Source organism: Nitrospirota bacterium, assembly GCA_016214845.1.
Taxonomy (GTDB): Bacteria; Nitrospirota; Thermodesulfovibrionia; order UBA6902; family UBA6902; genus SURF-23.
Map to the genome: position 1 here is coordinate 1 of JACRMS010000034.1, position 13,477 is coordinate 13,477.

Below are 13,477 nucleotides of genomic sequence, written 5' to 3' on the forward strand. Positions count from 1 at the left end.
AGCGAAGCTTCCGACGGGAGTGGAGATGGTAATGCCCGGAGACAACGTGACGATGGAGATAGAGCTGATAACACCGATAGCAATGGAGAAGGAATTGAGGTTTGCGGTGAGAGAAGGCGGCAGGACAGTAGGCGCCGGAGTCGTGACAGAGGTTGTTGAGTAAATACCGCTTATTGTCATGCTGAACCTGTTTCAGCATCTATTGAGATTGAGAGACCCTGAAACAAGTTCAGGGTGACAGAGAAAAGATAGATAAGGAGAACGGATTTAAATGCAGGACATCGTACTTTTACAATGCACCAGCTGCAAAGGCAAGAATTACACGACCACTAAGAATAAAAAAAACACGACCGAAAAGCTTGCCCTGAAGAAGTATTGTAAACATTGCAGAAAGCATGTTGATCACAAAGAGACAAAGGCGTAGGCCAGTAGCTCTAACGGCTAGAGCGTCGGACTCCAAATCCGAGGGTTGGGGGTTCGAATCCCTCCTGGCCTGCCATTTGAGCCCGTTTGAAAGCGCGCCGGTCTTTTCAGCCGGGATGAAAAATGGCAAGGGTATTAATTTGTAACGGTAAGCGCCTGGGAGTTTTTTAAACCGGGTTTAACAAAGATAAGGAAATAAGAAAATGTTAGAGAGGATAAAAGAATTTTTCAGAGAAGTAAAGGTTGAACTGAAGAAGGTGGTATTCCCTGGAAAGGATGAAGTGATTGGTTCAACAAAAGTTGTGCTTGCGATGGTATTTATCATATCAATATTTTTAGGACTAATTGACTTGCTGCTTTCCAAGCTGATTGGCATGGTAGTAAAGTAGGAGAATTTATGGCGAAACAGTGGTATGTAGTGCATACTTATTCAGGGTTTGAAGAAAAGGTCAAGACAAGTATCAAGGACAACGCCCAGCGAAGAGGTCAGGAAGACAAGGTCGGACAGATTTTGATCCCCACGGAAAAAGTCGTGGAACTTAAGGCGGGGAAGAAAAAGGAAACCACGAAAAAGTTTTATCCGGGATATATTCTCATTGAGATGGACCTTGATGATGATACGTGGCATCTTGTAAACAGCACCCCGAGGGTCACCGGATTTGTCGGAGGGGAAAAGCCGACGCCTTTGCACCCTGAAGAAATGGACGTTATTGTCCAGCAGATAGAAAAAGGCCCTTCCACCCAGATCAAGACACAGTTTGAAAGGGGCGATGCCGTAAGGATAATGGACGGCGCTTTTGTCAACTTCAACGGGTTTGTTGATGAAGTCGACAACGTTCATAATAAACTGAAAGTTATGGTTACAATATTCGGCAGGTCAACGCCGGTTGAATTAAACTTCATGCAGGTGGAGAAAACATAAAAATTAATCCACAGATTACACAGATAACAACAGATGCCTGCTTGTAAAAATAATTTTTTATCTGCGTAATCTGTGAGGTCTGCGGATGTTGATATTATTGGAGGTATAGATAGATGGCACAGAAGGAAATAACAGCACAGGTAAAACTTCAGGTAACGGCAGGAAAGGCAAACCCTGCCCCGCCAATAGGTCCGGCGCTCGGCCCTCATGGAATTAATATTATGGATTTCTGCAAGGCGTTTAACGCCCAGACCCAGGCTTTGGGAGATACGATCATTCCGGTTGTGCTTACGATCTACAAAGACCGCTCGTTCACATTTATCCTTAAAACCCCTCCCGCGTCTGAACTAATCAAGAAGGCGGCAGGTATAATTAAAGGTTCGAGCACGCCCAACAAGGACAAAGTCGGCAAGCTCACAATGGACCAGGTCAGGGAAATTGCAAAGACAAAAATGCCTGACCTTAACGCATTCAGTCTTGAGAAGGCCGTTAACACCATCAAGGGCACTGCCAGGAGCATGGGAGTTGATATAGTAGAATAGGGTAGTGATTGTTTATAAATTACCGGTTCGTCATTCCCGTGAAAACGGGAATCCAGAAAATACGAACTGGATTCCGGCTTAAGGACTGCCGGAATGACAGAACTAATATATATTTGGAGGCGGAATGAATAAAAAACACAGCAGCGCAAAAGAAAAAATAGATAGTACAAAACAATACGATATCAAGGAAGCGGTTGATCTTGTCAAACAGCTTGCTCATACAAAATTTGATGAGACAGTTGACCTGGCAATGAACCTCGGCGTAGACCCCAAAAAGTCAGACCAGATGATAAGAGGAAGCGTTGTGCTGCCTCACGGGCTTGGGAAAAAGGTCAGAGTGCTTGTTTTCGCAAAGGGTGAAAAAGCGATGGAAGCAACAAGCGCCGGCGCTGATTTTGTAGGGGCAGAGGACATGCTGGAGAAGATCAACGGCGGATGGCTTGACTTTGACAAGGTGGTTGCAACGCCTGACATCATGGGTGTTGTCGGCAAGCTTGGAAAAGTCCTCGGACCAAGAGGGCTCATGCCCAACCCGAAGTCGGGGACCGTTACGTTTGACGTAGGCAAGGCGGTAAAAGATTTAATGGCCGGTAAAGCCGACTACAGAACGGAAAAGGCCGGAGTCGTTCACGTTTCAATCGGCAAGGTGTCGTTTGACGGCGATAAACTCCTGGACAATGCCAAAGCCGTTATAAGGGCCATTGAAAAGGCAAAGCCGTCTTCGAGCAAAGGGAAATATCTTAAAAAAATATCCATCTCATCTACGATGGGAGTTGGAGTTTCAATAAACGTTGCCAGTGTGGCAACTGTATAAATGTGTTGGTAGGGGCGGGTTTGAAACCCGCCCCTGCTGAAATTTTTAAAAATAGGTCAGAGACCGCGGGTGCTGTTCCAGTTCGGGACAGTATAATTGAGTGAAGACCTCTCAGCCCGCACAGACCGGAAGCAAGTTGATAGTTGAAAGTGAGCAATTGAGAGTTGATGCAATGTGTTTAGTATTTTTAACTCTTAACGCAAACTCTTAACTCCTGACTTTTCAGTTTTCGGGAGTCTCTGATAGAAAGAAAGGGGTGAAAGAGCTGAATAAGGGAGAGAAGAAAATAGCAGTTTCAGAGCTTCAGGACAAATTTCAGAAGGCAAAGGGAGTTGTATTTACTGAGTACCGGGGGCTAACCGTCGAAGAGATCTCAGGTTTAAGAAACAGCCTGAGATCTGCCGCGCTGGAATTCAAAGTTGTCAAGAACACGCTTGCCAAGATAGCCGCAAAGGGAACATCTGTAGAAGCTGCAAAAGATAATTTTTCAGGGCCCGTAGGAATCGCCATCGGTTATGACGACCCTGTGCTTCTCGTAAAGAAAGTGCTTGAATACAGCAAGACTAACGAGAAGCTGCAGATAAAGGGCGGTCTTATCGAGGGCGGAGTTTACAATCTTGACGCGCTGAAGACTATCTCGGCATTACCGTCGAGAGAGATCCAGTTGGCCATGCTCGCCGGGGCCATGCAGGCGCCTGTGAGCAAGCTTGCAAGATTATTGAATGCAACGCTCTCGCAGTTTGCGTATGCGATGGAAGCATTAAAACAGAAACGTGGGTAAAAAAAACACTAACACTAAATAGAAGTGTCAGTGATTAGTGTCAGAACAAAATACTGACACCGACACTGTCACTTAACACTGAAGAATTTAAGGAGGATTTAAAGATGTCTGCAACAAAAGATCAGGTGTTTGAGTTTATTGATAAAATGACCATATTGGAGATGTCGGAGTTCATTAAGGATTTTGAAACACGCTACGGAGTTTCGGCAGCAGCGCCGGTTGCAGTAGCAGCAGCAGGGGCAGCCCCGGCAGCAGCCGCAGCAGCGGAAGAGAAAACGAGTTTTGATGTTGTCCTCGCCGCAGCAGGAGACAAAAAGATCCAGGTCATCAAGGTTGTCAGAGAGCTTACAAGCCTCGGACTCAAAGAGGCAAAAGACCTTGTTGACGGAGCGCCGAAACCGGTAAAGACCGGCGTGTCCAAGGAAGAGGCAGAGGCCATTAAGGCAAAGCTTGAAGAGCAGGGCGCAAAAGTAGAATTGAAATAAATTTAAGAAATAAAGAGCACCGGATATGAAACACGGACATTCAGGTTTCGGATTTGCGATTCCGGATTTTAGTTTCAACGAATCCGCAGTAGCAGTCCGAAATCCGAAATGTTTTCTCTGCCCGTGTTACGAGATCTGTTTACTGTGTTCTGAAAAAGGAGAATTATGGCAGAAGCTTTAAGGGTAAGAAAAAACTTTGGGAAGATACCGGAGATACTCGCGATCCCGAATCTCATTGAGATACAGAAGCGTTCGTTTGAGCGTTTCCTGCAGGAAAATGTCCCGTCTGAAAAAAGGGACGAATATGGATTGCAGGCGGCATTCAGCAGCGTATTCCCCATCACCGATTACAATGAGACCTCATCCATTGAATTCATTGAATACATAATCGGCAGACCAAAATACGATCTGAGGGAGTCCCTTGACAAGGGCATTAATTTTGCCGCCCCTCTGAAGATAAGGGTCAAGCTGAACCTGTGGGAGAAAGGGGAGTCGGGCAAGAAGCGGTTAAAAGAGTCCAGGGAGCAGGAGGTTTATCTTGGAGAGCTTCCGCTGATGACCGACACGGGCACGTTCGTAATCAACGGCGTTGAAAGAGTCGTTGTCAGCCAGCTCCATCGTTCCCCCGGAATATTCTTCAGTCATGACAAAGGCAAATCCCCGGTCGGCAAGGTGCTCTTTTCGGCGAGGATAATACCTGCAAGGGGTTCATGGTTTGATTTTGAATTCGACACCAAAGACACCCTTTATGTGAGGATTGACCGCCGTAAAAAACTTCATGCCACAATTATCCTTAAAGCGCTCGGCTACACGGAAGAGCAGATCCTTAAGATCTACTATCCGATAGAGGAGATAACAATAAAGAACGGCGTCGCCACCCGCAAGGTCAGCGAAGTGCTTGTCGGCTCCAAGGCCTTTAAAAGCATTGTAGACCCCAAGACTGAGGAAGTGATCGTAAAGGAAGGCGGCAGGATAACGAGGTCGGCCATTAAAAAGATGGAGGCCGCGAATGTTAAAGAGATATCCATCCTGAAAGAAGAGCTCATCGGCAGGGTAACGCTGAATGACATAATAGACCCTGAGACAGGCGAGGTCATATTAGAGAGCAATGAAGAGATAAAAGAGCAGGTCATGGAAAAAATAGTGGCCATGAAAATCCCTTCGCTCCACCTGCTGTACATTGACGGCATCAGATATCTTCCGTCACTGAGAGACACTTTATTATTGGACAAAGTAGGCACTACAGACGAGGCATTGATAGAGATTTATAAAAAGCTCAGGCCAGGAGAGCCGCCTTCAATTCATGATGCGAAGGTGCTCTTTGAGGGACTGTTTTTTGATCCGAAAAGATACGACCTGTCGGAGGTCGGCAGGCTCAAGCTTAACAAACGGCTGGGGCTCGACATCCCCCTGGAGAACAGGGTCCTGACCGATAAAGACATTATAGAGATCCTTCGCTATCTCTTCGACCTCAGGGCCGCCAAAGGCGATGTGGATGACATTGATCACCTCGGCAACAGAAGGATAAGGGCGGTGGGAGAACTGCTTGAAAACCAGTTCAGGATCGGACTTGTAAGAATGGAAAGGGCGATCAAGGAAAAGATGACCCTCACGGAGCTTGAGACCGCCATGCCGCATGACCTTATCAACGCGAAACCCGTTATAGCGGTCATAAAAGAATTTTTCGGCTCAAGCCAGCTCAGCCAGTTCATGGACCAGACAAACCCGCTGTCCGAGATAACTCACAAGAGGAGATTGAGCGCACTCGGGCCCGGAGGTTTGACAAGAGAGAGGGCTGGCTTTGAAGTCAGGGACGTGCATCCCACTCACTACGGACGTATCTGTCCCGTAGAAACTCCTGAAGGCCCGAACATCGGCCTCATCACTTCTCTTGCATCGTACGCAAGGGTCAACGACTACGGCTTTATTGAATCGCCGTACAGGAAAGTCCAGAACGGAAGGGTCACAAACGAAGTGGTTTACCTCTCCGCCATCGAGGGGGAGACCCATGTCATTGCGCAGGCGACCTCTCCGATGGATGAAAAAGGCAACATTATCGGCGAGACCGTGTCCGCGAGGATCGGCGGCGATTTTAAATTGGTCACCCCGCAGGAAGTGGAATACATGGACGTTTCGCCAAAGCAGATAGTCAGTGTCTCCGCGTCGTTAATCCCGTTCCTTGAAAACGACGACGCCAACAGGGCGCTGATGGGCTCCAACATGCAGAGGCAGGCTGTGCCGCTGCTTCAGACAGACGCCCCGCGCGTCGGCACCGGAGTTGAGGCAGTGGCCGCGAGAGACTCAGGCGTTGTTATAGCGGCAAAGAGGGCGGGAGTTGTTGAATCCGTTGACGCCGCAAAGATAATCGTCAGATGCGATGACGGCGGAGTGGATGTGTATTACCTGGTCAAATTTTACAGGTCCAACCAGGCCACCTGCGTCAACCAGAAACCCATTGTCGTTGCCGGACAGAAGGTAAAGAAGAACCAGGTAATCGCGGACGGCCCCGCCACTGATAAAGGGGAGCTCGCCCTCGGCAAGAATGTGCTTGTGGCCTTCATGCCGTGGGGAGGGTACAACTTTGAGGACGCCATAATCCTCAGCGAACGCCTTGTAAAAGACGACGTATTCACCTCGATCCACATTGAGGAATTTTTGATAGAGGCAAGAGAGACGAAGCTCGGGCCCGAAGAAATAACAAGAGACATCCCGAATATCGGAGAGGAAGCGCTCAAAGACCTTGATGAAAGCGGAATAATCAGGACCGGGGCGCAGGTCAAACCCGGCGACATCCTCGTCGGCAAGGTCACCCCGAAGAGCGAGACCCAGTTGACCCCTGAGGAAAAACTGCTCAGGGCCATTTTCGGCGAGAAGGCTGAAGAGGTGAGGGAGAATTGCCTTTATGTCCCGCCCGGAATTGAAGGAACGGTTTTAGATGTAAAGGTGTTCACGAGAAAGGGCGCTTCAAAAGACAAGCGCACCAAGTCCATTGAAGAGGACAAGATAGAAAAGATGCAGCAGGTCCTTGATGAAGAGAACAGGATACTCAGGGAAAATAGTTACAAGAAAATGAGAGAGCTCCTGCTTAACGAAAAAACGGCGGAGGAGATAAGGGTCACCGGAATCAAAGACGTCCTGTGTGAAGCCGGGAAAAAGATTACCGAAAAAATACTTGAGAGTATTCCCGACAAGGCCCTTCGCAAGGTAAGACTGCTGGACCCTGAAAAAAGGGAGCAGCTTAAACTGATCGAAGATGAAACAGCAGGGCAGATAAAGAAGCTTGAGGCCGAGTTCGAGAGGAAGATGGAGCAGTTTAAAAAGGGAGACGAGCTTCCCCCCGGGGTCCTCAAGGTCGTGAAGGTATATATCGCCATGAAGAGAAAGATCCAGGTCGGCGACAAGATGGCTGGAAGGCACGGGAACAAGGGGGTCATTTCAATCGTGGTCCCCGAAGAGGACATGCCGTATCTTCCGGACGGAACGCCTGTTGATGTGATCCTTAATCCCCTCGGTGTTCCATCACGAATGAACGTCGGGCAGGTGCTTGAGACGCATCTTGGATGGGCCGCAAAGACCCTGAACCTGTATGTGGCAACGCCGGTTTTTGAAGGCGCAAGCGAACGTGAGATCAAGGCGCTCTTAAAAGAAGCTGGCCTTCCAGCAAGCGGCCAGATCACTTTATTTGACGGAAAGACCGGGCAGCCTTTTCAGAAGCCCATCACGGTCGGTTACATGTATATCATGAAACTCCATCACCTTGTTGAAGACAAGATCCACGCCCGTTCAATAGGACCTTACTCGCTCGTTACACAGCAGCCTCTTGGCGGCAAGGCGCAGTTCGGCGGACAGAGGCTCGGGGAGATGGAAGTCTGGGCGCTTGAGGCATACGGCGCTGCATACACGCTCCAGGAATTTCTCACCGTAAAGAGCGATGACGTCACCGGCAGGGCGAGGGTGTATGAGGCGATCGTTAAAGGAGACGTCAACCTTGAACCCGGAGTGCCTGAGTCTTTTCACGTCTTGATCAAGGAGCTTCAGAGTCTCGGCCTTGACGTAGACCTCTTAGAGGAAAAGATATTCCCGGAAAAAGGCAAAAACGGCGGCGAGAAAGTTGAGAAACGCAAAGCGGTTGCCGGAGGCAAGAAAAAATAATTAAGCATATGAAATGCAAATTGCAAAATAAACCCTTCTTTGCAGGGGCGGGTTTTAAACCCGCCCTTACGGAAGACAACAGAGGGTCTCAGTAATTTTCAATAAACCTATAAGGGGGTTTTTAAGTGGAAGATATATATTCAATATTTGAAAAGCCGAAGAATCCGACGGAGTTTGAGGCAATAAGGATAAAGCTTGCCTCTCCGGAAAAGATAAGGGCCTGGTCCTACGGCGAGGTAAAAAAGCCCGAAACAATAAATTACCGTACATTCAAGCCCGAAAGGGACGGACTCTTTTGTGCGAAGATATTCGGACCGGTCAAAGACTGGGAATGTATATGCGGGAAATACAAAAGGATGAAACACAGGGGAGTGGTATGCGACAAGTGCGGAGTTGAGGTCATTCAGGCAAAGGCGAGACGCGAAAGGCTCGGCCACATTGAGCTTGCAACTCCAGTAGCGCACATATGGTTTTTAAAAGGCATTCCGTCAAGGATAGGAACGCTCCTTGACATGACCATGCGTATGCTTGAGAAGGTGCTCTATTTTGAGAGCTATGTGATCATTGACCCGGGCGAGACGAAACTGAAGGACAGAGACCTGCTCACCGACGAAGAATACAGAAAACACGTGCAGGAGTTCGGCGACAAGTTCAGGGCCGGCATAGGCGCAGAGGCGGTTAAGGAACTTCTCAGGAACATAAACCTTGATGATCTCGCAAAAGAACTGAGAACAAAGATGCACGCGACCACATCTCTCGGCATAAAGAGGAAACTCACAAAACGCCTGAGAGTTGTTGAGGCGTTCAGAAAGTCAGGCAACAAACCTGAATGGATGATTATGGACGTCATCCCGGTCCTTCCTCCCGACCTTCGCCCGCTGGTCCCGCTTGAAGGCGGCAGGTTCGCAACATCGGACCTTAATGATCTTTACAGAAGGGTGATAAACAGGAACAACAGGCTTAAGCGGCTTATGGAGCTGAACGCCCCAAGCGTTATCATCCGCAATGAAAAAAGGATGCTCCAGGAAGCCGTTGACGCGCTCTTTGACAACGGCAGGAGAAGCAGAGTTTTAAAAGCCACGACAAAGAGGCCGCTGAAATCACTTAGCGACATGATAAAAGGAAAGCAGGGACGCTTCAGGCAGAACCTGCTCGGAAAGAGGGTTGACTATTCAGGCCGTTCAGTTGTCGTTGTAGGCCCGGAGCTCAGGCTGCACCAGTGCGGGCTTCCAAAGATGATGGCGCTTGAATTGTTCAAGCCTTACATATTCAGCAAGCTTGAAGAGAAAGGCGTTGTCACCACGATCAAGGCCGCAAAGAAATTAGTTGAAAGAGGCGAGGACATTATCTGGGATTGTCTTGACGAGGTCATCGCCGAACACCCGGTGTTGTTGAACAGGGCGCCGACCCTTCACAGGCTTGGAATGCAGGCGTTTGACCCGGTGCTCGTAGAGGGCAAGGCAATAAAACTTCATCCGCTTGTCTGCACGGCCTTCAACGCGGACTTTGACGGCGACCAGATGGCAGTGCATGTGCCTCTCTCGATAGAGGCACAGATCGAGGCGCGGGTGCTGATGATGTCCATAAATAATATCCTCAGCCCCGCAAGCGGCAAGCCCATTGCGACGCCTACGCAGGACATGGTGCTTGGCATCTATTATCTGACAAAATCCAGGAAAAACGTAAAGGGAGAGGGAAAACTGTTCTCAGGCCCTGAAGAAGTAAGAGTCGCGTATGACGCCGGTGTAATTGACGTACATGCAAATATAAGAGTAAAGAAGGACGGCGCTGTTCTTGAGACCACGACAGGACGCATGATACTATGTGAAATATTGCCGGACGGCGTTCCGTTTAATATGGTCAACAAGGAAATGACAAAGAAGGAAGTCGGGAAGCTTGTTGAGTACTGTTATAAAAGGCTCGGCAAAAAGCCCACGGTCATATTCCTCGACAACATTGAAAAACTCGGTTTCCGTTACGCGACCGTATCAGGCGCCTCTATCTGCATAGACGACATGCACATCCCGAGCAAGAAGCCCGAATTCATAAAAAATGCGGAGCAGGAAGTCATGGACGTCCAGAGGCAGTATGCCGACGGTCTTATCACAAACGGCGAACGCTACAATAAGGTCATTGACATCTGGGCGGAAGTCACTGAGAAGATCGCCGATGAAATGATGAGGGAGCTTGGCGCGGAAGATGTTGAAGACGTGCATAAGTTGACTGAAGATGAGCTTAAGGAAAGACGCTCGTTCAATAACATCTTCATGATGGCTGACTCAGGCGCCAGAGGCTCAGCCGCGCAGTTAAGGCAGCTTGCCGGAATGAGAGGTCTCATGGCAAAGCCCTCAGGCGAGATCATCGAGACCCCGATCACCGCGAATTTCAGAGAGGGACTGACTCCCCTTCAGTACTTCATCTCAACGCACGGCGCAAGAAAAGGTCTCGCTGATACGGCATTGAAAACAGCCAACTCAGGATACCTTACAAGAAGGCTTGTTGACGTCACGCAGGATGTGATCATAATGGAAGATGACTGCGGCACCAATAACGGCATCTTCCTGTCAAGCCTTGTTGAAGGCGGCGAGATCATCGAGCCCATTGAAGAGAGGATCTTCGGCAGGACCACCGCTGAAGATATAAAGGACCCGGTAACAAAGGAAAAGATCGTGCCTCAGGGGCAGGAGATCGACGACGAAATCGCGCAGAAAATAGTCCAGGCGGGTATTGACAGGGTAATGATACGTTCGGTTTTGACCTGCGAGGCGCGGCACGGGGTATGCAAGAAGTGTTACGGCAGAGACCTCGGCAGGGGCGAAATAGTTGAGACCGGAGAGGCCGTTGGAATAATCGCGGCACAGTCCATCGGCGAGCCCGGAACGCAGCTTACAATGAGGACCTTCCATATTGGCGGTACCGCAACAAGGCTGGTTGAGCAGACCATCCTTGAGGCCAAAAACAGCGGGTCGGTCAAGTTCATTGACCTTGCAACAGTCAAAAACAGGGAAGGCGGTCTCGTTGTCATGAACCGTAACGGCAGCATCGCCGTTATTGACGCAAAAGGAAGAGAAAGAGAAAAATACTCTGTCGTATACGGTGCGAGATTAAAAGTTAAAAACGGCCAGAAGGTGGAAGCCGGGCAGCTGCTTGTTGAGTGGGACCCGTATTCAATCCCGATCATCACCGAAGTCGGCGGAAGGATCGCCCTTGGCGACATAGCCGAAGGCGTGTCGGTCAAGGAGGAAGTTGACGAGGTCACGGGACTTCATCACAAAGTTATCATCGAATATCCTGCCCACATGAGGCCGAGGATTTCAATTAAAGATGAACAGAGCAAGGCAACCATAAAGATCCCCGGGACCAACAACATTGCGCGTTACCTGCTGCCGTCAGGCGCTCACGTCCTTGTTGACAAGGGGTCCATTGTCCATCCCGGAGACGTTATAGCGAAGATACCCAGGGAAACCACAAAGACAAAGGACATCACGGGCGGTCTGCCGAGGGTTGCGGAACTGTTTGAGGCGAGAAAGCCCAAGGAACAGGCAATCGTCAGCGAAATTGACGGCGTTGTCGAGTTCAGAGGTTTCCACAAAGGCATGAGAATAGTGGTTGTCAAAGGCGGCGCCGACTCAAGGGAATATTTCATCCCGAAAGGCAAACACCTGAGCGTCCATGAAGGCGACTGGGTAAAGGCCGGAGAGCCGCTGATGGACGGGTCGATAAACCCGCACAACATCCTTGAGATACTCGGGCCTAACGAGCTCCAGAGATATCTTGTGGATGAAGTGCAGAAGGTGTACAGGCTTCAGGGCGTTGCGATCAATGACAAACATATTGAAGTTGTTGTCAGGCAGATGATGAAAAAGGTGAGGATAGAGGAAGCAGGCGACACGGACTTCCTCGTAGGCGAGCAGGTAGACAAGATCGTATTTGAGGAAGAGAACAAGAGGGTGCTGAAACAGAAGGGAAAGCCGTCACAGGCAAAGCCCCTGCTGTTAGGCATCACCAAAGCGTCTCTGTCCACAGAGAGCTTTATATCCGCCGCCTCATTCCAGGAGACCACGCGGGTCCTGACAGAAGCCGCCATCAATGGATTACAGGATGACCTGAGAGGACTGAAAGAAAACATCATCATGGGCAGACTCATCCCCGCAGGCACAGGCACGGAGATGTACAAAGCGACATACGTGGAAACAGAAGCGGATTAAGTTAAGCCGCGGATTTCACAGATTGACACAGATCAATGCAGGGGCGGGTTTTAAACCCGCCCCTTTCTTTTTAATTTAAAAATGAGATAATTAAAAAGATAAAATGTCATTCCGGCTTGTCCGGAATCTGCCTATCAGAAGATTCCCGACGCGCTTTGCTTGCGGGAATGACAGGAACAGAGTTCACCATACACACAGTGTTAATTGTCGTTATCTGTGTAATTCGCTTTGATCTATGGCTGACAAGATGAAATTCATTGCCGATTCAATGCTGGGACGGCTTGCAAGATGGCTGAGGCTGCTTGGGTGCGACACTCTCTATTTTCCCGTTATTGAAGACAGCCTTCTCTTACGGACCGCGAGGGAAGAAAACCGTGTTCTTCTCACCAGAGACACCAGGCTTGTCAAGCGAAGGGGGGTGAAAGAATTTCTCCTTTTGCACGAGAACGATCCCTTTGAACAATTAAAAAAAGTCCTTGCCGCGTTTAACATTCACCCGGTTGAGCAATCCGCTGAGGGCGGAGTTGACCGGCCCGTTATCTACAGCAGATGTTCCCTCTGTAATACTACCCTCGAAGATATCTCCAAAGAACAGGTGAAGCCGCATGTGCCTGAATACGTCTATCAGACTTCTGAGAAGTTTAAACATTGTCCTGAATGCGGGAAGTATTACTGGCGGGGGACTCACCCTGAGAAGCTGAAGAGGAAGCTGTTGGAGATAATTTAAGTATTGAAAGAGACGCATGCATAAGGTGTTGTTGATTTGTTTTTCATATCTGATATACTTGAGGCTAAAAGCAGCACACGGGATTTGAATGGTTAAGGTGAAAATGGGAAAAAGGGCCATAAAGCTTGTTGCGGTAATTTTTCTATTGTGCATTGTGTATTCCTGCTCCTGGTCGCCGTCAGATGAAGAGGCGGTTGAGCTTGTCAAGAATTACTACCTTTTCTACTATGAAGGGAAACAGGCTGACGTCGAGATCTTAATGCGCGGTGGTTATATCAAGGAATGTGAGTGCTACTCCATATTGTTTCAGATAACCCTCCCTGAGCGGGAAAGCTTCAAGAAGACATTTTATTTTTATAAATCCGAATACGGAAAAGTTGAAGTCAGTGAATTTCAGCCCAAGGCCTCATCACGATAACCAAA

12 protein-coding genes and 1 tRNA gene are annotated in these 13,477 nt (G+C 48.9%); all 13 read left to right on the forward strand.

The genetic code is table 11. The annotated features are described in order from the left end of the window. Positions 1-163, forward strand: a 163-nt coding sequence (gene tuf / locus HZB61_12575) for an elongation factor Tu (GenBank protein ID MBI5057440.1), incomplete at its 5' end; no start/stop codon positions are given. Between the two features lie 108 nt (positions 164-271). Beyond that, the gene (gene rpmG, locus HZB61_12580; GenBank protein MBI5057441.1) at positions 272-424 is read left to right on the forward strand and encodes a 50S ribosomal protein L33; all 153 of its coding nucleotides are present in this window, start codon (positions 272-274) and stop codon (positions 422-424) included. Further along, positions 423-499 (forward strand) — tRNA-Trp (locus HZB61_12585). The genes rpmG and HZB61_12585 overlap by 2 nt, the downstream gene beginning before the upstream one ends. 127 nt (positions 500-626) lie before the next feature. Then, the gene (gene secE / locus HZB61_12590) at positions 627-812 is read left to right on the forward strand and encodes a preprotein translocase subunit SecE (protein MBI5057442.1); all 186 of its coding nucleotides are present in this window, start codon (positions 627-629) and stop codon (positions 810-812) included. A gap of 8 nt (positions 813-820) precedes the next feature. After that, complete coding sequence (nusG, locus tag HZB61_12595; GenBank protein ID MBI5057443.1) at positions 821-1,345, forward strand: transcription termination/antitermination protein NusG; 525 nt, start codon at positions 821-823, stop codon at positions 1,343-1,345. Between the two features lie 113 nt (positions 1,346-1,458). After that, positions 1,459-1,887, forward strand: a complete 429-nt coding sequence (gene rplK, locus HZB61_12600) for a 50S ribosomal protein L11 (protein MBI5057444.1) — start codon at positions 1,459-1,461, stop codon at positions 1,885-1,887. Positions 1,888-2,011: 124 nt separating this feature from the next. Continuing rightward, positions 2,012-2,701 carry a 50S ribosomal protein L1 gene (locus HZB61_12605; protein ID MBI5057445.1) on the forward strand — a complete coding sequence of 230 codons (690 nt, stop codon included), beginning with the start codon at positions 2,012-2,014 and terminating at the stop codon, positions 2,699-2,701. Positions 2,702-2,957: 256 nt separating this feature from the next. Next, positions 2,958-3,482, forward strand: a complete 525-nt coding sequence (gene rplJ / locus HZB61_12610) for a 50S ribosomal protein L10 (GenBank protein MBI5057446.1) — start codon at positions 2,958-2,960, stop codon at positions 3,480-3,482. A 104-nt stretch (positions 3,483-3,586) separates the two neighbouring features. After that, the gene (rplL, locus tag HZB61_12615) at positions 3,587-3,967 is read left to right on the forward strand and encodes a 50S ribosomal protein L7/L12 (protein MBI5057447.1); all 381 of its coding nucleotides are present in this window, start codon (positions 3,587-3,589) and stop codon (positions 3,965-3,967) included. Between the two features lie 165 nt (positions 3,968-4,132). Then, on the forward strand, positions 4,133-8,119 hold the full coding sequence (gene rpoB, locus HZB61_12620; protein MBI5057448.1) for a DNA-directed RNA polymerase subunit beta: 3,987 nt from the start codon (positions 4,133-4,135) through the stop codon (positions 8,117-8,119). Between the two features lie 125 nt (positions 8,120-8,244). Further along, positions 8,245-12,327 (forward strand): DNA-directed RNA polymerase subunit beta', encoded by a 4,083-nt coding sequence (gene rpoC, locus HZB61_12625; protein MBI5057449.1) that lies wholly within the window; start codon positions 8,245-8,247, stop codon positions 12,325-12,327. Positions 12,328-12,562: 235 nt separating this feature from the next. Further along, positions 12,563-13,054 (forward strand): Mut7-C RNAse domain-containing protein, encoded by a 492-nt coding sequence (locus HZB61_12630; protein ID MBI5057450.1) that lies wholly within the window; start codon positions 12,563-12,565, stop codon positions 13,052-13,054. 88 nt (positions 13,055-13,142) lie between these two features. Then, on the forward strand, positions 13,143-13,472 hold the full coding sequence (locus tag HZB61_12635) for a hypothetical protein (protein ID MBI5057451.1): 330 nt from the start codon (positions 13,143-13,145) through the stop codon (positions 13,470-13,472). The last annotated feature ends 5 nt before the right edge of the window (positions 13,473-13,477 follow it).

Bases quoted from the DNA above. Each gene is read 5' to 3' on its own strand.
- rpmG (MBI5057441.1), top strand. From the start codon at position 272: ATGCAGGACATCGTACTTTTACAATGCACCAGCTGCAAAGGCAAGAAT.
- secE (MBI5057442.1), top strand. From the start codon at position 627: ATGTTAGAGAGGATAAAAGAATTTTTCAGAGAAGTAAAGGTTGAACTG.
- nusG (MBI5057443.1), top strand. From the start codon at position 821: ATGGCGAAACAGTGGTATGTAGTGCATACTTATTCAGGGTTTGAAGAA.
- rplK (MBI5057444.1), top strand. From the start codon at position 1,459: ATGGCACAGAAGGAAATAACAGCACAGGTAAAACTTCAGGTAACGGCA.
- HZB61_12605 (MBI5057445.1), top strand. From the start codon at position 2,012: ATGAATAAAAAACACAGCAGCGCAAAAGAAAAAATAGATAGTACAAAA.
- rplL (MBI5057447.1), top strand. From the start codon at position 3,587: ATGTCTGCAACAAAAGATCAGGTGTTTGAGTTTATTGATAAAATGACC.
- rpoB (MBI5057448.1), top strand. From the start codon at position 4,133: ATGGCAGAAGCTTTAAGGGTAAGAAAAAACTTTGGGAAGATACCGGAG.
- HZB61_12630 (MBI5057450.1), top strand. From the start codon at position 12,563: ATGGCTGACAAGATGAAATTCATTGCCGATTCAATGCTGGGACGGCTT.
- HZB61_12635 (MBI5057451.1), top strand. From the start codon at position 13,143: ATGGTTAAGGTGAAAATGGGAAAAAGGGCCATAAAGCTTGTTGCGGTA.